Here is an 18,527-nt window from a genome sequence, read left to right as displayed (position 1 = left end):
ATCACACCTTCCTACCACTTCATTTCTTAATACTTACTGCAAGACCATCACCAAGAGGTAAAATTCTCGTTTCATACTCCGGATGCTCCATTAACCACTCATTATATATGCGTAGCTTCTTGGCAATCGATCTCAGTCTTTTTTCCTCTATCTCATCTTCGGCCACTAGACCTCTAAATAAAACATTATCTGAAAATACGACGCCATTTGGCTTAACCATTTTTCCGTATAAATCAAAAAAACGTTGATATTGCCCTTTTGCGGCATCAATAAATAATACATCAAAAAGGGGCTCTGATTCAAGTGTTTCGGCTAAATCGAGTGCATCTCCAAATCGTACCTGAATTCGGTCTGTTAACTCATTTTTGCGAATATTATCCAATGCTTCCTGATATCGATGTTCATCTCGTTCGATTGTCACAATTGTTGTACTCGGTAGAGCTTGTGCCATCCGAATCGCCGAGTACCCAATAGCTGCGCCAACTTCTAAAATACGAGCTGGTTGAATCAGCTTCAGTTGTTGGAGTAAGCTCTCCATCCCTACTAAATCCATTATCGGCACGTTATGCTCTTTGGCATAATGCTCCATTTCCAAAACAAGTGGCTCTCTTGTAGGTACGAGTGACTTTAAATATTCTTCTACTTCGGCTTTAATCATTGCCTGACACCTCACATTCGTTCACGTAGAAAGAGAGGGAGTGTGCATACGCCACATCCCCCTCTGCTTGTCCTACTCTGTCTCTGTTTCTTCTTCACCTTCGTCTTGTGCAGCGTCTACCCACTCTTGACGATACTGTTGGTGTGTTCTATTATGTGCTTCGTACGTTTCATTGTAAATGACTTCACCGTTATAGCGTGCATAGAAGAACAAGTAATTTGTATCTTCTGGAGCGAGTGCAGCTTTAATTGAATCCTCACCTGGATTGGCAATTGGTCCAATTGGAATTCCTACATTTCGATAAGTATTGTAAGGAGATTCAACGTTAAGGTCATTGAACGAAGTCATGTATCTATGCTCACCAATCGCATAAGCGACAGTAGGATCCACTTCTAGCCTCATCTCGTCATCGAGGCGATTATATAGGACTCCTGAGATCTTATAACGATCCTCTGAAGTTTGCGCTTCTCGTTCAATAATTGAAGCAAGTGTCAAAATCTCATGGACTGAGTAACCACTTTCTTCAATAGCAGATGCGTTCTGTTCAATAATTCCTTGAGTACGACTTAACATCATTTCGATTACCGTTTTAATTTCAGGCTGCTCCTCTTCAAAATCATAACGAGCCGGAAATAAATACCCTTCAAGTGGATAACGAATATCCTCTTGTAAAATGTCTTCTGTCAGCATCGTGTACTTACCAATGAGTTCTTCTAGATACTCCTCATCATTCAACACTTCCATCACATCGTCCGCTTCATGCCCTGTTTCATTGGCAATCATCGTCGCGACATCTTCTAACCATCTGCCCTCTGGAATCGTGAACACTAGTTCAGGCTCTGCGTGTAGATTCCCATCTTTTTTTAACTCTTCGATTATTTCATCGATCGTCATTGAAGTAGAGAGAGTATGATTTCCCGCTTGGAAACCTGATTCATTTTTATAACGGACATAATAGCGAAAGATCGTTCCGTTATTAATAAGACCTTCCTCTTCAAGAACTTGGCCAATTTGCGAGGAGGAAGACCCCATTGGAATAGTTACTTCAACGGTTTCCCCTTCACCAGAGTCCACTGGCCCTAGAGCATTTTTAAAATAAAAATAACCACTTATAATGGCTATTAAGGTCATAACAGCTAAGCCGATGACACTATATAAGACGATTTTGCGAACCACTTTCGCCTCTGATACCCGTTCTTCATATACATCATTTCGTGGTTTTTCGTTGGAATCAGACATTGTTCTCCCCCTTCCACCGTCCCATTATACTATATTTCAAGCGTCTGTCAGTAAACAAATTGTTTAAGAGGGGAAAAAGCTCGCCTGCATGTGAGTAAATAGGTGGGAATTTTCACCAAGTTATAGGTGAAGTCATTATCTATAAGGCATAGCAAACAAAAATGTGACACTTTTGCGTCAGATTGAAAAAACGGTACTAAAACCTCCAAAAAGCCCTTCTGCTCAGCTTGAGCAAAAGGGCTTGTCTTTATGCGAAACTTACTCTTCTTCTTCACCAGAGAATGTGTTAAGCATTTCCTCAACCATTTCCCACTCTTCGTCTGTTTCAACTGGGTACAACGCGATATCATTATCAACGTCTTCACGGTCTTCATAACGGAATGCAAATACTTCAACTTCCTCTTCATCACTATCATCTTCGTTTTCTCCAACTGGAGTGACTAAGATATAGCTTTTACCTGTTTCATCAACAGTAAATTTGAAAAGCTCGTCAAATAGATGCTCATCACCATTCTCATCTGGAATTACAATACGTTCTTTTTCTTCTTGTGACATACGTCTACACCTCTTCTATTCATGCTACATGCTTTTTCGATCAAGATACCCTTGAAGAATCATCACAGCAGCCATTTTATCAATTACTTTTTTACGTTTCTTACGACTCACATCAGCACTGACAAGCATTCGCTCAGCAGCAACCGTTGTCAAGCGCTCATCCCACATCACCATTTCACAATCATAATGCTTTTTGAGCGATTCTGCAAATTCCTGCGAACGTTCACCACTTGGTCCTATGGAGCCATTCATGTTTTTTGGCAAACCAATCACAATTGTACCCACTTTATGTTCTTTGGCAATAGCAGCGATCTTTTGCATATCATCATCAGGGTCTTCCTCGTTGCGACGAAGTGTTTCAAGACCTTGTGCTGTCCAACCTAATTCATCACTAAGGGCAATTCCAACTGTTTTGGTTCCTACATCAAGTCCTAAAGCTCTCATTCATTCTCCTTACGGTGCTGTGACAAATAAGACTTCACTAACTGTTCAATCAGTTCATCACGCTCAAGCTTTCTAATAAGTGCACGAGCATCCTTGTGACGAGGGATGTACGCCGGATCACCAGAAAGTAAATAGCCTACAATTTGATTGATCGGGTTGTACCCTTTTTCCTCAAGTGCCTCATATACCGAAAGTAATACCTCTTGGACGTTAACGTCAACGGAATCATCAGGAAAGTTAAATTGCATTGTCTTGTCCATAGAGCCCATCACAAACACCTCTCTCTTTCTTTACCTTTATTGACTACATGCATACAAAAAGGTTGTCTTCTTCTATTGTACACGAAATTGTTCAAATTAGGAAATTGTTTTAACGAATTCAGGAACATATGCTAGAGCATCTGCTAACTGGTCTGGCTTCTTACCGCCTGCTTGTGCCATATCAGGACGACCACCACCGCCGCCGCCACAACGTGTTGCGACTTCTTTTACAAGTTTTCCAGCATGATGCCCTTGGCTAATTAAATCTTTTGTCACACCAGCAACTAGATTCACTTTTTCACCAGACACTGCACCGAGAACAATCACACCTGAATCAAGGTCTTGTTTTAGTTTATCGACAATTGCACGGAGACCGTCCATATCACTAGCATTGACTTGTTTTGCAAGAACGCGAACACCATTTACTTCTACTGCCTCGTCAATTAGGTTTCCAGCTTCCATGTTGCCCAATTTTGCAGAGATTGATTCATTTTCACGTTGCAGTTCACGAATTTGTTGCTGAAGTGCTTCGATACGAGTTGGTACATCTTTCACATTTTTCACTTTCACTAGATCTGATGCTTTTGAAAGTAAGCGTAATTGATCGTTCATAAATTCATAAGCACCTTGGCCTGTGACCGCCTCGATACGACGTACCCCCGCTCCAATACCAGATTCAGATACGACTTTGAATAGCCCGATTTCTGCTGTATTGGCTACATGACAACCACCACAAAGCTCAAGAGAGTAGTCTCCAACTTGTACGACACGAACCGTCTCACCGTACTTCTCTCCAAATAACGCCATCGCACCCATTTCTTTTGCTTCAGCAAGCATTTTCTCACTAATGTTTACCGAAATCGCATTCCAAACCTTCTCATTGACGATTTCTTCAATTTTCGTAAGCTCTTCTTTCGTTACTTGACCAAAATGAGAGAAATCAAAACGCAGACGTTCTTCTGATACGAGAGAACCAGCTTGGTTCACATGTGTTCCTAGGACATCTTTAAGTGCTTGGTGCAATAGGTGCGTTGCTGTATGGTTTTTGACAATCCCAATACGAGCAGTCTCCTCAACTGTACTTGTTACCGTCACACCTTCTGTTAACTCTCCCTCTTCAACTGTTACCTTGTGAAGATGCTGGCCATTAGGAGCTTTTGTTACTTCTGTTACGCGTGCTACTACTCCCTCACCGACAATCGTTCCTGTATCGGCTACTTGTCCACCGCTTTCTGCATAGAAAGGTGTCTCACTTAAAATTAATTGAGCCGTCTCACCTGCAGGTACACTGTTTGCACGTTCTTTATTTGCGATTAATACGCTCACAGTACATTGCGTTGATAGCTGATCATAGCCTACGAATGTGCTACTCACATTAATATCACCTAATAGCTCATCTTGAACTTGCATCGATCCTGATTCTTGACGAGCTGCACGAGCGCGGTTACGTTGTTGTTCCATTTCTACTTCAAAGCCAGCTCGATCAATCGTCAAGCCCTTTTCTTCTACATATTCTTCCGTTAGATCAACCGGGAAGCCATATGTGTCATACAAACGGAATACATCACGCCCAGAAATGACGTCTTCACCTTTTGCTTTTGCTTCAGTCAGGATCTTATCCAAGATGCCAAGGCCTTCGTTTAACGTCTCATGGAAACGCTCTTCCTCTGTTTTCATTACCTTTTGGATGAAGTCTACTTTTTCTTTTACTTCTGGGTAGAAATCAACCATGATCTCGCCAACAACCGGAACAAGTTCATACATGAATGGACGATCAATTTGAATCAACTTTGCATAACGTACTGCACGGCGAAGAAGGCGACGAAGAACATAGCCTCGACCTTCATTTGATGGAAGTGCTCCATCTCCAACAGCAAATGTGACAGTACGTACATGGTCAGCAATGACTTTAAATGCGACATCAGTTTCTATGTCTGCATTGTATTTAACTGGTGTTAACTGCTCTGTTGCTTGGATAATTGGCATAAATAGATCAGTCTCAAAGTTTGTAGGCGTATCTTGAATAACAGATACCATACGCTCAAGACCCATTCCTGTATCGATGTTTTTCTTAGGAAGTGGCGTGTATGTACCGTCTGGATTATGGTTGAACTGTGAAAACACAAGGTTCCACACTTCAAGGTAGCGTTCATTTTCTCCACCTGGGTACAGCTCTGGATCGTTTTCATCATTACCATAAGATGGTCCACGGTCATAGAAAATCTCGGTATTAGGACCACTTGGGCCTTCTCCGATATCCCAGAAGTTCCCCTCAAGACGAATAATACGCTCTTCTGGAACGCCAATTTTCTCTGCCCAGTAGTCATAGGCTTCATTATCTTCAGGGTGAACAGTTACGGATAATTTTTCAGGATCAAACCCAATCCATTTTTTACTCGTTAAAAACTCCCAACCCCACTCGATTGCTTCTTCTTTAAAATAATCACCGATTGAGAAGTTTCCTAGCATTTCAAAGAACGTATGGTGACGAGCTGTTTTTCCTACGTTTTCAATATCGTTTGTACGAATCGATTTTTGAGCATTTGTAATACGAGGATTACTAGGAATGACACGGCCATCGAAGTATTTCTTAAGTGTTGCAACTCCACTGTTAATCCAAAGCAAAGATGGATCCTCATGCGGAACAAGTGATGCACTTGGCTCTATGTCATGTCCTTTTTCTTTAAAGAAATCAAGATACATTTGGCGTACTTGTGCTGAAGTTAGTGATTTCATCATCGTCATCTCCTTTTTATTTACATACAAAAAAACCCTCATCCCAAAAAGAAGGGACGAGAGTTGTATTCACGCGGTGCCACCCTAATTATGGATGATCATTCATCCATCACTCGAAGCCTTAACGCGGCGAACGGCAGGTTTTTGCCTGCACTCAGGAGTAGCTTTCCGAATCCCTTCACACAGCAACCCTCTCAGCCATAGGGGTCACCTCTCTTGGTGGGGACTGATTCGTACTTCATTCCGTCAACGTGTTCGTTAATCGATCATTTGTCTCTTATTATAGAAAAGCGGTAATACTCTTGTCAATGACTGATGAAATATAGTCGAATATGCAGTAACGTGACTTTTAAAATCGCAAGGAGGGGAACAGCTACCAATAACCCGATAACACCACCTGCCTCAACCCCAATTACTAACGCCAGGATGATCAAGATGGGATGCATATGCAAAGTCCTTCCTACAATTACAGGGGAAAGTACATTACCTTCAATTTGTTGTAAAATTAATATAAAAACCGAAGTGATAAGAGCAAGTTGCCAAGATTCAAGTAAGGCGACGGCCACAGCAGGTACAGCTCCAATATAAGCCCCGAAATAAGGAATCATCTCAGTCGCTCCCATAAAAATTCCTAATAAAATGGGATACGGCACTCCAATAAGCCAAAAGCCCAGGCTAGAAATAATCGTTACTGCAAGCGCAACAAGAAGCTGTCCACGGATATAGCTGCCAAATGTATGGTCCACGTCTTCTACATAACGTTTTAATCTACCTCTCCATCTTCTCGGTGTTAGATACCAAGCAACCTTTTGGACAAGATCAAAATCTTTCAGAAAATAAAACACCAAGAATGGAATAACGATCAAACTAAACATTGATTGAATCACCCATAAGGCGACAGCCTCTGTTTGGTCCAATGCCCTGGCTCCGAGTTGCTCTGCTTGAGTGGACCATTCTTCAATGTGAACTCTAATGGGAGAGGGAAGTGTTCGCACCTCACTTTGAATTTGAAACATGAAGTCCTCTAATGCTCTAATTTGTTCAGGCAATCTCTCCATCGCATGACGTATTTGTTCAACTAAAGCTGGAGCTCCCCATACAATCAAAAATCCTACTGTTAAAAGAAGGATTAAAAAAACAACTAGTACACTTACTGAACGTGGTAGCCCCCAATCGTGCAATCCTTCAACAAGTGGATGGAGAAAGTATGTAAAGAGAACCGCTAAGGTAAGTGGGAGAAGGAGAGCTTTTATGACTTTGAAAATCGGTTCAAGCAAAGGAAGTAATTGAACTGCCATAAAGACAATAAGCAGCACTAATAACACAAGCACGAGCTTGTTGATCCACTTATACTCATTCAGCCGTTTCTCCACTATACACACCTCCTTGGGCTTCTCTACTTGTAGTGTGTACAATTTGAGTTTGTTTATCAGTTCAAACAAAAAAGCCTGCCTACAAAGTAGACAAGCTTGTCGCATTTCCTACGAGAAACGTTTCGCTAATTGTTTCTTCGTTTTTTTCCATGTTCGGTTGTTGAAATACTTATTCATATCCAACTCTTTAATCGGTTGAATGAATTGATCAAACTTCCGCTTGTTTTGGCGACTACTCATCGAATAAGCAGCAGCTCCCACTCCAACAGCTAGTAGAGACGTAAAAGCTTTCCTCATCGGATGACACCACCTTTTATATTGGATTACATTCCAACATGCAGATCCTGATCTTCAAACAAATCATCTAAAGAACTGAGCGAGCCATCTTCCTCGACTTGATGCAAAGAAAGCTTCCCTTTTAGCAAGCTCATCTCAACAAAACAATTCCAGCAATAATATTGGTTTGTGCCTATTTTACCGATATCTTTTGATTTACAGTTTGGACATTGCATACGTAGGGCCTCCTTAAATCGACACGATGGCTTTGTCCTTGCCAACTATAAGAGGTCCTTTGGCTTTAATCACCTTTCGACCCTCTACTAAGTCAGCCACCAATCCATCGGTCACTTCATACCCTACGATTGTCCCCACTTCTTCTTCAAAATATACATCTTCTACCAGTCCTACCTTCTCCCCTTCAGTGGTTAGTAAAGCTAGGCCTTGAAGACGTCTCTTTCCCAATTTTAAAGAATGAGAGTGGTGGTCTTTTCTGTTGTAACGTGAGAGGTCTTCTTCACTCCTCACCATTACGCCGTCATAACCAAAACTCATAACCGCTTCAACAGGAAGAAAAAGATGATGATTTAGCCACCCTTTTCGATCGACTACAAACCCCTCAATCCGCTCTTGATCATTCATTAAGAGATCAAGGACATGACCACACTCTATTCCAGAAGACTGTTCAATCACAGGTAGTCCTTCTATGGTTGAAAAAGTTCGCAAAGTACTCCCCACCTTTCCGAACAGTCTTAGTATGTGGCTTACATCATTCGTTATGTTAGTCGACCATTTCCATTTTGAAAGTCAGACTGCGTTTCTTTTAAAGCGACAAGCTTATCCTTTAACATCGAGTGTCTAATTAATTCATCTTCTCTTGTCACTGCCGTATGAAAGGATTTCAATTCTCCACATAAGAGCAGAAATTTTTTCGCACGAGTGATGCCTGTGTAAAGTAAATTCCGTCTAAGCATTCTCGAATAATTCCGAACGACTGGCATGACGACAATCGGAAATTCACTTCCTTGTGATTTATGAATGGAGCAACAATATGCGTGAGTAATTTGATTTAAATCCTTTTTGTTATAAACGACCTCGGTTCCATCAAAACTAATGACGACTTGGTCTTGTTTTTCGGTATTTTCTTTCGCATAAAAAATCGCGACTATTTCCCCACGGTCGCCGTTGTACACATTCTCATCAGGGTTATTGACGAGCTGTAAGACGACATCACCTGTTCTATAGGCTAAATCACCATATAAAAGCTCCCTTTTTTGCTCAGTTTTAGGATTAAATAGCTCCTGCAAAATCCGATTAAGCTCTGTAATCCCAGCTTGACCTTTATACATCGGGGCTAAAACTTGAATGTCTCTTGCCAAATACCCTTTTTTCATCGCATTTTCACAAATTTGAGTGACTACATGTTGGACATGATCATTTGTACAAGGAAAGAAACGGCGGTCAGCCTTTGCTTCAGATAAATCGTTTGGCATTTTCCCTTGTTTCATTTCATGGGCAAGCTCGATGATCGAGGAGCCTTCTTTTTGGCGATAGATAGCGGTTAACGGAACGGTTGGTACGACCTCTGAATCGAGAAAATCCTTTAATACTTGGCCAGGACCTACCGATGGCAATTGATCTTGGTCTCCAACAAAAACAATCTGCATACCCTTAGGAATTGCTTTTAACAGTTGATTTGCGAGCCATATATCTACCATTGATACCTCATCAACAATGATCAATTCTCCTTCAAGCTGTTCATGCTCTCCTTTTTCAAAGCCTCCGTTTCCCCCTTTCCAACCGAGTAAACGATGAATCGTGACAGCTGGGAGATCGGTGGCCTCACTCATTCGTTTAGCTGCTCGACCTGTCGGAGCTACTAACAGAATCGGAAAAGGATTAGACTTTGAATAAGCTCTAGGATCAAGCGATAGTCCATTTAACCTGGCATATGTTTCAACAATCCCTTTAATAACTGTTGTTTTCCCAGTTCCAGGCCCTCCTGTTAATAGCATAAACGGAGAAGAAAGAGCTGTTTGAATGGCTTCTTTTTGCTGAGGCGCATATTCAATTTTCAGCTCTTCTTCAAGCTGACCCAATGTTTTAAGAAACTCTGATTCCGGAAATTCATCTTTTACCTCATTAGCTGCTAGGCGCCGAACACTCGAGACGATTCCTTTTTCAGCAAAATACAATGACTTTACATAGACACGATTGTCTTCTATTACAAGTGCGTCATCTTCTTCCATTGAAAGAAGCTCATGTTCAATTTCTTCAGCAGTAATGACATCCCCAGGAGAGGATAATAGGCTTCTCACATGGGGAATAAGCGAATCCTTGTCCAAAAACACATGGCCGTCTTGTAAGCACAATTCTTGTACCACAAATAAAAGCCCCGCTCGAATTCGTTCAGGATGACTACCAGTTAATCCAATTGCAGCGCCGAGTAGATCCGCTTTACGAAAGCCAATCCCTTCGACATCAGCGATTAATTGATACGGGTTCGTTTGGATGATATCGAGTGCCTGAAACCCATACGCTTGATATACTTTCATTGAAAGCTCCAGACCAAAACCATGCTTAGAGAGCGTCATCAACACTTGCTCGACCCCTTGTTGGTCAACAAGCTGTTGATACAATTGATCCGCTTTTTCTTTTGAGAGCTTTGGTACCACTTTTAAAACAGCACGATCCTCTACGATCCGTGTAATCGCCCGCTCTCCTAATGTATCAACAATGGCTTCAGCTGTTTTTTTGCCGATCCCAGGAAAACGATCACTTGCTAAATATAGAATAATCCCGCTTTTTGTTTGTGGCAGATCACGCCTGAATTGATCAATTTGGTACTGCTTTCCGAATCGAGGGTGCTCTGTCACGGTTCCAAAAAATAAAAAGGTCTCGGCTACATCTAGCTGAGGGAGGATCCCTACTACCGCTATTTTTTTATCTTTTAATTCCTCATTTGTCTCATCGACACGTACTAGGGCAACTGTGTACGCATTTTCTTCATTACGAAATACAAGGTGCAATACCTCACCTTTAATATAGCCTCGCTCTATTCCATTCTCTTCTGCAAGAGTTAGCTGTTCATCCGTCATCATTTATCACCCTTATTGCAAGGCTTGTTCAACCGTCTTCTTACCATTTGCTGCAAGCGCATGATCTGGTTGGATACGTAATGCCTCTTCAAACGCCCCAAGCGCTTTTTTTGCTTCTTCTTTGTATGCATACGCTACGCCAAGATTAAAATACGCATCCGCATGATTAGGCGCATCTTCTACGACTCGTTCAAGTTCATTTACAGCTTCTTCAATTTGTTCAGTTTGTGCCAAGCATAATCCATATTGGAAGCGAGCATCAATATCTGCATCATTTAGCTCTACAGCCCGTTTAAAATTAGCCATTGCGTGTGGAAGGGCTCCAAGCTGGTAATAGCTCATACCAAGCATAAAAAACACATCCGCTTCTTCTAGCTTATGAACAAGTGCTTGCTTAAACATTTTCGCCGCTTCTTCAAATTGATCCTGCTTAAAATAAATCGTTCCTGCTCCGTAGTAAGCTGTACCCGCCTCTTCATCAAGAGCAATCGCTTTATCAAAGAAAATTAGCGCTCGCTCATTCTCATCGACTGCTCCGAGTAAATTGCCAAAGTTAATAAACGCTGTAGCGTCTTTGGGGTTTTCTTCAATTGCTGCATTAAAGGCTTTAGCTGCCTCCTCATAATTTTGCTCATTCATATAGGCAATTCCTTTTTCATTCCAACTCATGCTTGCACGTCCTCTCCATACCTTTTCATTGCATTTATTATCTCACTCTTACACACAGAGAAAAAGGGAAAATACCAATTAGGCATTTTCCCACTTTTTAATCACGCGATCGATCGTTCCCCCGCCCATGCAGACGTCTCCATCGTAAAAGACAACTGCTTGTCCTGGAGTGATGGCACGTTCTGGCTCGTCAAACTTCACAAGGACGCTTCCATCACTTTTAGGAATAACCGTAACCCCTTGGTCTTCTTGACGGTAACGGAATTTAGCAGTACAACGAAATTCTTCAGTCGGGTGATTCGATGAAATCCAATTCATCTTAATCGCCTCTAGCCCTTCTGAATAAAGGCCTTTATGATGGAACCCTTGTCCAACTAGTAATACATTACGCTCAAGGTCTTTATCAATAACAAACCAAGGCTCTCCAGCTCCACCAATTCCAAGACCTTGACGTTGGCCCAACGTGTAATACATTAACCCGTCATGCTTGCCTTTCACTTCGCCATCAAGTGTCTGCATCTCACCTGGTTGCGCTGGTAAAAACTCACTGAGAAAGTCTTTAAAGTTACGCTCCCCAATGAAGCAGATCCCTGTGCTATCTTTTTTCTTTGCCGTAGCAAGATCGGCTGCGAGTGCTTTTTCTCGGACTTCTTTTTTCGGCATATGGCCAATTGGAAACATCGTTTTCGATAGTTGCTGCTGAGATAAGGCATTGAGGAAGTAGGTTTGATCCTTATTGTTATCGATTCCGCGTAACAATTTGAATTCACCATCTACTTCTTCAACACGTGCGTAATGCCCAGTTGCGACATAATCAGCACCTAGAGCCATCGCATGATTTAAAAATGCTTTAAACTTAATTTCTTTGTTGCACATCACATCTGGGTTTGGCGTGCGACCTGCTTTATATTCTTCAAGGAAATAAGTGAACACTTTATCCCAATATTGCTTTTCAAAATTAACGGCATAATATGGAATGCCAATTTGATTGCATACACGGATTACATCCTCATAATCTTCTGTAGCTGTACAGAAACCACTTTCATCTGTATCATCCCAGTTTTTCATGAAGATCCCGATTACATCATAGCCTTGTTCTTTTAAAACAAGAGCTGTCACAGATGAATCAACTCCACCACTCATCCCGACAACGACCTTTGTATCTTCTGGTCTTTTCTTCATCTTTTCCACCACCTAATGCTCCTAGCTTATGAATGCTTGTTGATCTTGGAGCCTCTTCACAATTTTCGCTATTTCGTTTGCAGCGAAGTCTATTTCCTCGTCTGTGTTGGTTATACCGAAGCTAAAGCGCACAGCGGAGTTGACTCGCTCCTGACCTTTCTCCCCGTACATAGCCTGCAACACATGAGATGGCTCAAGCGAACCTGCTGTACATGCGGAGCCACTTGACGCTGCAATCTGTGCCATATCAAGTGCAACGAGCAGTGCCTCTACTTGAATTCCTGGAAAACTCACATTTAAAATATGCGGCAAACGATCATTTTGGTCTCCATTAATCACAAAGCTTATATTCATGTTTGTAAATGTATCAAAAAAGACACGTGAATAGCGAAGATAACGCTCACGTTTTTCGCTGGCAGTTTCTAGCGTTAGTTCCAACGCTTTACTAAAGCCAACAATAGCTGCTACATTTTCCGTACCAGCTCTTCGCTTACGCTCTTGTTCTCCCCCAAATAATAACGGTTTTAAGGTGATTCCTTTTTTCGTATATAAAAGGCCAATTCCTTTTGGACCATTGATTTTGTGAGCGGATAAGGACACCATATCTACAGGAAGATCATCAAGCTGTAATTCCATAGAACCGCAAGCTTGAACCGCATCTGTATGAAACACAGCTTGATGATCACGTAACAATTCACCAATTTCAACAATTGGCTGAATCGTTCCTACTTCATTGTTTCCATACATAATCGTTACAAGAATCGTATCCTCACGCAGTGCACTCTCAACTGCTGCCGGATGAACTTTCCCTGCCTCATCAACTGGTAAATACGTCACTTCAAAACCACGTTGTTCTAATTCCTTGCAAGCGTGTCCGACCGCATGATGCTCAATCATTGTTGTAATAATATGTTTTCCTTTAGCTTCATGCCCAGTAGCATAGCCTAGAATCGCCATATTATCAGCTTCCGTTCCTCCACTCGTAATCGTAAGCTGATTCGCCTTAGTATGAAGAAGTTCAGCCATTGTTTGGCGGGCTTCATCAACTGCTTGACGTGCAGCACGTCCGATATGATGAATGCTTGACGGATTTCCAAAATGCTCATAATAATACGGCAACATCGCATCAACCACACGAGGGTCGATAGGCGACGTTGCTGCATGGTCAAGATAGATAGACTCCATCGTTGATCACCTTCTTTATTTGTTAAATGTAGAACATATAATATTCTTGTTTGCCTTTGTCTTCATAATTCGCCAGATCATCCAATGTCGTGTTATCAAGTACATCTTTTACTGCATCACGAATTTTTATCCATAGATCACGTTTTGCTGGCTCCTCATCATCCATGACCTCAACAGGACTAATCGGCCCTTCTAGCACGCGAATAATGTCTCCGGCTGTAATCTCTTTTGCATCCTTTGAAAGCATATAGCCGCCATACGCCCCACGTACACTTTTCACTAACATTGCATTTCGAAGCGGCGAAATGAGCTGCTCAAGATAATGCTCAGATAAGTTATATTCCTTTGCTATTGACTTTAATGAAACCGGACCTTCACCTGATTTTTTAGCTAATGCCATCATGATGGTGAGTCCGTAGCGTCCCTTGGTTGAAATTTTCATTTCTTGACCCTCTTTCTATCAAAATATCGACGATTCGCTGACATTGTGGCATCGTAAACCCTACTACTGATCCAATGCCAAAACAAAATAATAATGTTCCTATAAAAACAGGCCCACCGAGTAACCATCCAAATGAGAGTACAATCACTTCCATGGAACTTCGAACCCATTGTACCTTCCAGCCTGTGCGCAATGTAAGAGCAAGCATTAAGCTATCACGTGGTCCTGCTCCAAGACGTGGCGCAATGTATAAGCCAATCCCGTACCCAATCACTATAATTCCTATTACTAGCATAGCCAGTTTCAACAAGAAACCTTCAGGTGATGGTAAAATCCACAAAAAGATATCAATGAAAACTCCGACTAACACCATATTAATGAAAGCGCCAAATTGTGGCCATTTTTTTGTTAGTAAGCTTGTAAGACCAATAATAATAAAACCCATGATGATCGACCATGAGCCAACTGTTAACCCTAGTTGCATCGTTAATCCAATGTGCAAGACATCCCACGGTGCACTTCCTAAATCAGCCCGAATCATCATCGAAATCCCAAACGACATGATGATTAGACCAATCATAAATACCGCCCAACGAACAAAAAGCTTACTTGGCTTTCTACTTTTCTCGACTCCGCTCAAAGGTTACCCCTTCTCTCCTGCTAATTCTTTGTAATTATAGCATGAATTCCGAGTAGATTGGTGTCTAATCTACTTGCTAATCGGTTTCATTGGCTTTTTACAATCAATCCGCTACACTAGAGAGAAATGTTGCGTGCAATGGAGATGATTAGATGAAAAAAGAACCTCTTGCATATCGAATGCGCCCTAAAAAAGTGGAAGATATAATCGGTCAAACGCATCTCGTTGGGGAAGGAATGCTCCTACGTCGAATGGTGGACGTTGGTCAACTTTCATCCATGATCTTATACGGGCCGCCTGGTATCGGCAAGACATCAATTGCTACAGCCATTGCAGGGAGTACAGATACTCCTTTTAAATTGCTAAATGCAGTTGTTCATAATAAAAAAGATATGGAAGTAGCTGTTGCTGAAGCAAAAATGCACGGTCAGCTGATCGTGATCTTAGATGAGGTTCACAGGCTCGATAAAGCAAAACAAGATTTCCTTCTGCCTCATCTAGAAAAAGGCTTGATCATCTTAATTGGAGCCACTACCTCTAATCCTTATCATTCTATTAATCCAGCGATTCGTAGTCGCTGTCAAATATTTGAGCTTGAGCCTTTAACGCCTGAGGACATAAAAGTTGCCTTAACACGAGCAATAGACGATCAGGAAGTAGGCTTTGGCAAAGAAAAAATTGAGATCACAGATGAGGCACTCACCCACCTCGCTCATATGTGTGGAGGAGATGTACGCTCTGCCCTAAATGCATTAGAGTTAGCTGTTAAATCTACATTTGCAAACGAGGAGAGTGTTAAAAAAATCCCTCTCAAAACCGCTGAATCGTGTATCCAAAAGAAAAGTTTTCATCACGATAAAGATGGCGATGCCCATTATGATGTGTTATCCGCTTTCCAGAAATCGATTCGGGGAAGTGATGTGAATGCTGGACTTCATTATTTAGCAAGGTTGCTTGAGGCAGGAGACCTCACAAGTATCGCGAGACGGCTTCTTGTCATCTCCTATGAAGATATCGGCCTCGCTAATCCTCAAGCTGGTGCAAGAACGCTTGCGGCAATAGAGGCTGCCGAACGACTCGGGATGCCAGAGGCCAGGATTCCACTTGCCAATGCTGTCGTTGAGCTATGTCTTTCTCCCAAATCGAATTCTGCATATACGGCAATCGATGCCGCACTTGCTGATATTCGCCAAGGAGCCGTTGGTGATGTTCCTAAGCACTTGAAAGATGCCCACTACAAAGGGGCACAACAACTAGGTAGAGGCGTAGAATATCAATACCCACATAATTTTGAGCATGGCTGGGTAAAACAGCAATACTTACCCGACAAAATAAAAAAGGCCCGCTATTTCGAACCAAAACGAACGGGCAAGTTCGAACAAGCATTAGCTGATATTTACACAAAACTCGATCAACGTTAAAAGTCTGGCTGCATGATGCAGCCAGACTTTTTATTGATACATTTTCACTGCATGTAAGGGTAATTGAATCGTGAATGTTGTACCAACTCCCTCAATACTACTCACAGATATCTCTCCACCCAGTTCTTCAACAATACGGAAGGAGGTCATCAACCCTAAGCCTGTCCCTGTTTCTTTTGTTGTAAAGAAAGGTGTTCCAAGCATTTCAACTGTTTTCTCATCCATTCCGACACCCGTATCTTCAATGGAGATTTCAATCGTTTCTCTTTCACTATTCTCAGTAGCATTTAGAATTAACTTTCCACTTCCATCCATCGCTTCAAGTCCATTTTTGACAAGATTCATGACAACTTGATGAAGCTTACTCCGATCGAGATACACCGTTGGCATTGGTTCTAGATGCAACTTCATTGCGATCTCTTTCTCCGTTGCTTCTGGTTTATACAACGTATAAATATCAGTTAAAAGCTCACCAATATTCGTTTCCGATTTGGTGGAGACCGATTTTGGATTAGCCATCTGCAGTAGTTCACCAATAATCGAATTCACTCGGTCAATCTCTTTAATGATCACATCGTAATGAACCTTATGCTCACCCTTTGTCGCATCAGATTGATGGAAAATTTGCATGAATCCACGAATGGTTGTCAGCGGGTTACGAATTTCATGAGCGAAACCTGCTGCTAGTTGACCAACTAATTGGAGCTTTTCTGAGCGTACAAGCTCTTGCTCCATTTTGCGTTTATCTGTAATATCTATGAAAATCAATAAAACATCTTCTAACTCTTCTTTGTTATTAAGCTTTGGCAAGGTTGAGACACTTGCAAAGAAGATTCGTTTTTGACCATTAAAATAAAACTCAAACTCATACTTCTTATTAAAATCTTTATTATGCAGCACATCAGCTAGCTTTGAGTTTTCAATAAATTGCTCGAATGCCTTATTCGTCTCAATTACTTGATCAAGTGTTGACCCAATGACTTGCTCTTTTTCAAGCGCAAACAACTGCTCACACTGTCTATTAAACGTCGTAACTCGCTGACTACTTTGTTGAAAAGCAAGCACACCATTGTCCGTTGTTTCTAATATAAGCGTAGACTTACGGTGACTTTTCTCTCTTTCCACTAAGCGCCTTGTCATCATATTAAATGTTCTAGTTAACGTATCAACCTCATGATAAGCATCAGGTGCAAGTGGATAGACTTTTTTCCCAAATGCAAAGTCACTCGTTGCAAAAACAAGTCGTTGCAGCGGCTTTACGATATAAGATGATAACTTTAATACAGCAAAGGAAGTAATAAGAAGCACGCAACCAAATAAGATCAAGTATTTAATAATGAGTTCATTTACTGGAGAACTAATACGATCCTGTGGAACAGAGACCCCAACATACCATTCGTTATCAAATCCTTGAGCTTTAGCGACTCTTGCAAAGGTTTGAATCATATCGTTGCTCTTACTATGAAATAAGTTTCGGTTTTGGACCAAGCCTAATAAGGCCTCACTTGTTAATTCATTTTGCTCCAAATAGTTATATGAAAGGATTAAGTTCTCATTTGGATGTGCAATGAGATTTCCTTGATCATTCACTAAAAAAGCATACCCATCTAATCCATGACTTTTTTGTTGCTTACCAAAGTGAGCCAAACGTTCCCATAAAAAGTTTACATCAAAGATGGCGGAGACAACACCCAATGTCTCTCCTTCACTCCCTTTTACTTCGTGTGTTAAGACAAGCGCAGGCTGATTAATCACATCTGAATAAAAAATATCAGAAAAATAAATGCCATTCCCAGAAATCGTTTCTTGATACCAAGAACGATCATTGACATCCGTTCCTACAATGGTATTATCCAGGTCTACAGTGACAATTCCTTCTGTATTCACAAATATTGCCCCGTAATATACCGAGTGTGCATTCACAAATAATCGTAATTCTTCACGAATCAACTCTCTTGATTGCTCCGAATCTCGAAGCGTTGGATTGTTTGCTAGAATAATAACATCTTTCATTCGTTCATTTACAATATTCTCTATAGAAACAGCGAAGTTATCCGTCATTGTATACATCGTTTGATGAAGCTGTTCATTCATATCGATTTTTTGCGACTGAAATGTAATATAGCCTACAAATAATAAAGGCAGTAACGTCGCAAAAAAGAAGAAGAACAATAATTTTGCTCGTAAGGTTTTTATCATTTTGTACCCCTCGAATTTTGTCGAAAACTAACAAATAATTTTACCTTCTATATCTTACACGTTTCCCCCATATAAAAAAAGGTTCTTTCATACTTTTTCATAATGATTAGGCTTTCTTTTTTAAAAAGATCGAAGGATATCTCCACATTT

At 41.2% G+C, this 18,527-nt stretch carries 18 protein-coding genes and 1 other annotated feature; of the genes, 1 reads left to right on the top strand and 17 read right to left on the bottom strand.

Annotated features, from left to right (window positions below):
- Nucleotides 1–19: 19 nt before the first annotated feature.
- From RYX56_RS16400 to RYX56_RS16325, 16 genes are all read right to left on the bottom strand, one after another.
- Nucleotides 20–658, bottom strand: coding sequence for an O-methyltransferase (locus tag RYX56_RS16400; protein ID WP_317123123.1), 639 nt, complete (start codon nucleotides 656–658; stop codon nucleotides 20–22).
- A gap of 72 nt (nucleotides 659–730) precedes the next feature.
- On the bottom strand, nucleotides 731–1,897 hold the full coding sequence (mltG, locus tag RYX56_RS16395; protein WP_317123122.1) for an endolytic transglycosylase MltG: 1,167 nt from the start codon (nucleotides 1,895–1,897) through the stop codon (nucleotides 731–733).
- 258 nt (nucleotides 1,898–2,155) lie between these two features.
- Nucleotides 2,156–2,452 (bottom strand): DUF1292 domain-containing protein, encoded by a 297-nt coding sequence (locus RYX56_RS16390; RefSeq protein WP_317123121.1) that lies wholly within the window; start codon nucleotides 2,450–2,452, stop codon nucleotides 2,156–2,158.
- 24 nt (nucleotides 2,453–2,476) lie between these two features.
- Entirely contained in the window at nucleotides 2,477–2,896 is a 420-nt protein-coding gene (gene ruvX / locus RYX56_RS16385; protein ID WP_317123120.1) for a Holliday junction resolvase RuvX, read from the bottom strand.
- Entirely contained in the window at nucleotides 2,893–3,165 is a 273-nt protein-coding gene (locus tag RYX56_RS16380) for an IreB family regulatory phosphoprotein (RefSeq protein ID WP_317123119.1), read from the bottom strand. The genes ruvX and RYX56_RS16380 overlap by 4 nt, the downstream gene beginning before the upstream one ends.
- An 87-nt stretch (nucleotides 3,166–3,252) precedes the next feature.
- Nucleotides 3,253–5,892: an alanine--tRNA ligase gene (gene alaS, locus RYX56_RS16375; protein ID WP_317123329.1), complete on the bottom strand. Its 2,640-nt coding sequence runs from the start codon at nucleotides 5,890–5,892 to the stop codon at nucleotides 3,253–3,255.
- Between the two features lie 49 nt (nucleotides 5,893–5,941).
- Nucleotides 5,942–6,151, bottom strand: a binding site (T-box leader).
- 46 nt (nucleotides 6,152–6,197) lie between these two features.
- Complete coding sequence (locus RYX56_RS16370; protein ID WP_317123118.1) at nucleotides 6,198–7,265, bottom strand: AI-2E family transporter; 1,068 nt, start codon at nucleotides 7,263–7,265, stop codon at nucleotides 6,198–6,200.
- A 108-nt stretch (nucleotides 7,266–7,373) separates the two neighbouring features.
- Complete coding sequence (locus tag RYX56_RS16365; protein WP_317123117.1) at nucleotides 7,374–7,562, bottom strand: DUF3918 family protein; 189 nt, start codon at nucleotides 7,560–7,562, stop codon at nucleotides 7,374–7,376.
- Nucleotides 7,563–7,588: 26 nt separating this feature from the next.
- Nucleotides 7,589–7,777, bottom strand: a complete 189-nt coding sequence (locus tag RYX56_RS16360) for a YrzR-like zinc ribbon domain (protein WP_317123116.1) — start codon at nucleotides 7,775–7,777, stop codon at nucleotides 7,589–7,591.
- A 13-nt stretch (nucleotides 7,778–7,790) separates the two neighbouring features.
- On the bottom strand, nucleotides 7,791–8,267 hold the full coding sequence (locus RYX56_RS16355) for a PRC-barrel domain-containing protein (protein WP_317123115.1): 477 nt from the start codon (nucleotides 8,265–8,267) through the stop codon (nucleotides 7,791–7,793).
- A 50-nt stretch (nucleotides 8,268–8,317) separates the two neighbouring features.
- Nucleotides 8,318–10,642, bottom strand: a complete 2,325-nt coding sequence (gene recD2, locus RYX56_RS16350) for an SF1B family DNA helicase RecD2 (RefSeq protein WP_317123114.1) — start codon at nucleotides 10,640–10,642, stop codon at nucleotides 8,318–8,320.
- A gap of 9 nt (nucleotides 10,643–10,651) precedes the next feature.
- Nucleotides 10,652–11,308: a tetratricopeptide repeat protein gene (locus RYX56_RS16345; protein ID WP_317123113.1), complete on the bottom strand. Its 657-nt coding sequence runs from the start codon at nucleotides 11,306–11,308 to the stop codon at nucleotides 10,652–10,654.
- Nucleotides 11,309–11,386: 78 nt separating this feature from the next.
- Complete coding sequence (gene mnmA, locus RYX56_RS16340) at nucleotides 11,387–12,490, bottom strand: tRNA 2-thiouridine(34) synthase MnmA (RefSeq protein WP_047973767.1); 1,104 nt, start codon at nucleotides 12,488–12,490, stop codon at nucleotides 11,387–11,389.
- Between the two features lie 21 nt (nucleotides 12,491–12,511).
- Nucleotides 12,512–13,675 carry a cysteine desulfurase family protein gene (locus tag RYX56_RS16335; protein WP_317123112.1) on the bottom strand — a complete coding sequence of 388 codons (1,164 nt, stop codon included), beginning with the start codon at nucleotides 13,673–13,675 and terminating at the stop codon, nucleotides 12,512–12,514.
- A 22-nt stretch (nucleotides 13,676–13,697) separates the two neighbouring features.
- A complete protein-coding gene (gene cymR, locus RYX56_RS16330) occupies nucleotides 13,698–14,117 on the bottom strand; it encodes a cysteine metabolism transcriptional regulator CymR (protein WP_047973769.1) in 420 nt (139 codons plus the stop codon).
- Nucleotides 14,062–14,757 carry a YczE/YyaS/YitT family protein gene (locus RYX56_RS16325; protein ID WP_317123111.1) on the bottom strand — a complete coding sequence of 232 codons (696 nt, stop codon included), beginning with the start codon at nucleotides 14,755–14,757 and terminating at the stop codon, nucleotides 14,062–14,064. Before RYX56_RS16325 ends, cymR begins: the two co-directional genes overlap by 56 nt.
- Nucleotides 14,758–14,909: 152 nt before the next feature.
- On the opposite strand from RYX56_RS16325, the gene RYX56_RS16320 reads away from it, so the two are divergent.
- Complete coding sequence (locus RYX56_RS16320; protein ID WP_317123110.1) at nucleotides 14,910–16,178, top strand: replication-associated recombination protein A; 1,269 nt, start codon at nucleotides 14,910–14,912, stop codon at nucleotides 16,176–16,178.
- A 30-nt stretch (nucleotides 16,179–16,208) separates the two neighbouring features.
- Here the strand turns inward: RYX56_RS16320 and RYX56_RS16315 are convergent, their stop codons facing one another.
- Nucleotides 16,209–18,377 carry an ATP-binding protein gene (locus tag RYX56_RS16315; RefSeq protein WP_317123109.1) on the bottom strand — a complete coding sequence of 723 codons (2,169 nt, stop codon included), beginning with the start codon at nucleotides 18,375–18,377 and terminating at the stop codon, nucleotides 16,209–16,211.
- Between the last annotated feature and the right edge of the window lie 150 nt (nucleotides 18,378–18,527).

Source organism: Alkalihalophilus lindianensis (assembly GCF_032843265.1).
GTDB classification, from domain to species: domain Bacteria; phylum Bacillota; class Bacilli; order Bacillales; family Bacillaceae_D; genus Alkalihalophilus; species Alkalihalophilus lindianensis.
Note: the sequence above shows the minus strand (reverse complement) of the source record. Positions and strands in the feature narration are given on the sequence as shown.

Coding starts and splice junctions, on each gene's coding strand:
- RYX56_RS16345 (WP_317123113.1), bottom strand. CDS start 11,308: ATGAGTTGGAATGAAAAAGGAATTGCCTATATGAATGAGCAAAATTAT.
- alaS (WP_317123329.1), bottom strand. CDS start 5,892: ATGAAATCACTAACTTCAGCACAAGTACGCCAAATGTATCTTGATTTC.
- RYX56_RS16320 (WP_317123110.1), top strand. CDS start 14,910: ATGAAAAAAGAACCTCTTGCATATCGAATGCGCCCTAAAAAAGTGGAA.
- RYX56_RS16380 (WP_317123119.1), bottom strand. CDS start 3,165: ATGGGCTCTATGGACAAGACAATGCAATTTAACTTTCCTGATGATTCC.
- recD2 (WP_317123114.1), bottom strand. CDS start 10,642: ATGATGACGGATGAACAGCTAACTCTTGCAGAAGAGAATGGAATAGAG.
- ruvX (WP_317123120.1), bottom strand. CDS start 2,896: ATGAGAGCTTTAGGACTTGATGTAGGAACCAAAACAGTTGGAATTGCC.
- RYX56_RS16365 (WP_317123117.1), bottom strand. CDS start 7,562: ATGAGGAAAGCTTTTACGTCTCTACTAGCTGTTGGAGTGGGAGCTGCT.
- mnmA (WP_047973767.1), bottom strand. CDS start 12,490: ATGAAGAAAAGACCAGAAGATACAAAGGTCGTTGTCGGGATGAGTGGT.
- RYX56_RS16400 (WP_317123123.1), bottom strand. CDS start 658: ATGATTAAAGCCGAAGTAGAAGAATATTTAAAGTCACTCGTACCTACA.
- mltG (WP_317123122.1), bottom strand. CDS start 1,897: ATGTCTGATTCCAACGAAAAACCACGAAATGATGTATATGAAGAACGG.
- RYX56_RS16315 (WP_317123109.1), bottom strand. CDS start 18,377: ATGATAAAAACCTTACGAGCAAAATTATTGTTCTTCTTCTTTTTTGCG.
- RYX56_RS16390 (WP_317123121.1), bottom strand. CDS start 2,452: ATGTCACAAGAAGAAAAAGAACGTATTGTAATTCCAGATGAGAATGGT.
- RYX56_RS16360 (WP_317123116.1), bottom strand. CDS start 7,777: ATGCAATGTCCAAACTGTAAATCAAAAGATATCGGTAAAATAGGCACA.
- RYX56_RS16335 (WP_317123112.1), bottom strand. CDS start 13,675: ATGGAGTCTATCTATCTTGACCATGCAGCAACGTCGCCTATCGACCCT.
- cymR (WP_047973769.1), bottom strand. CDS start 14,117: ATGAAAATTTCAACCAAGGGACGCTACGGACTCACCATCATGATGGCA.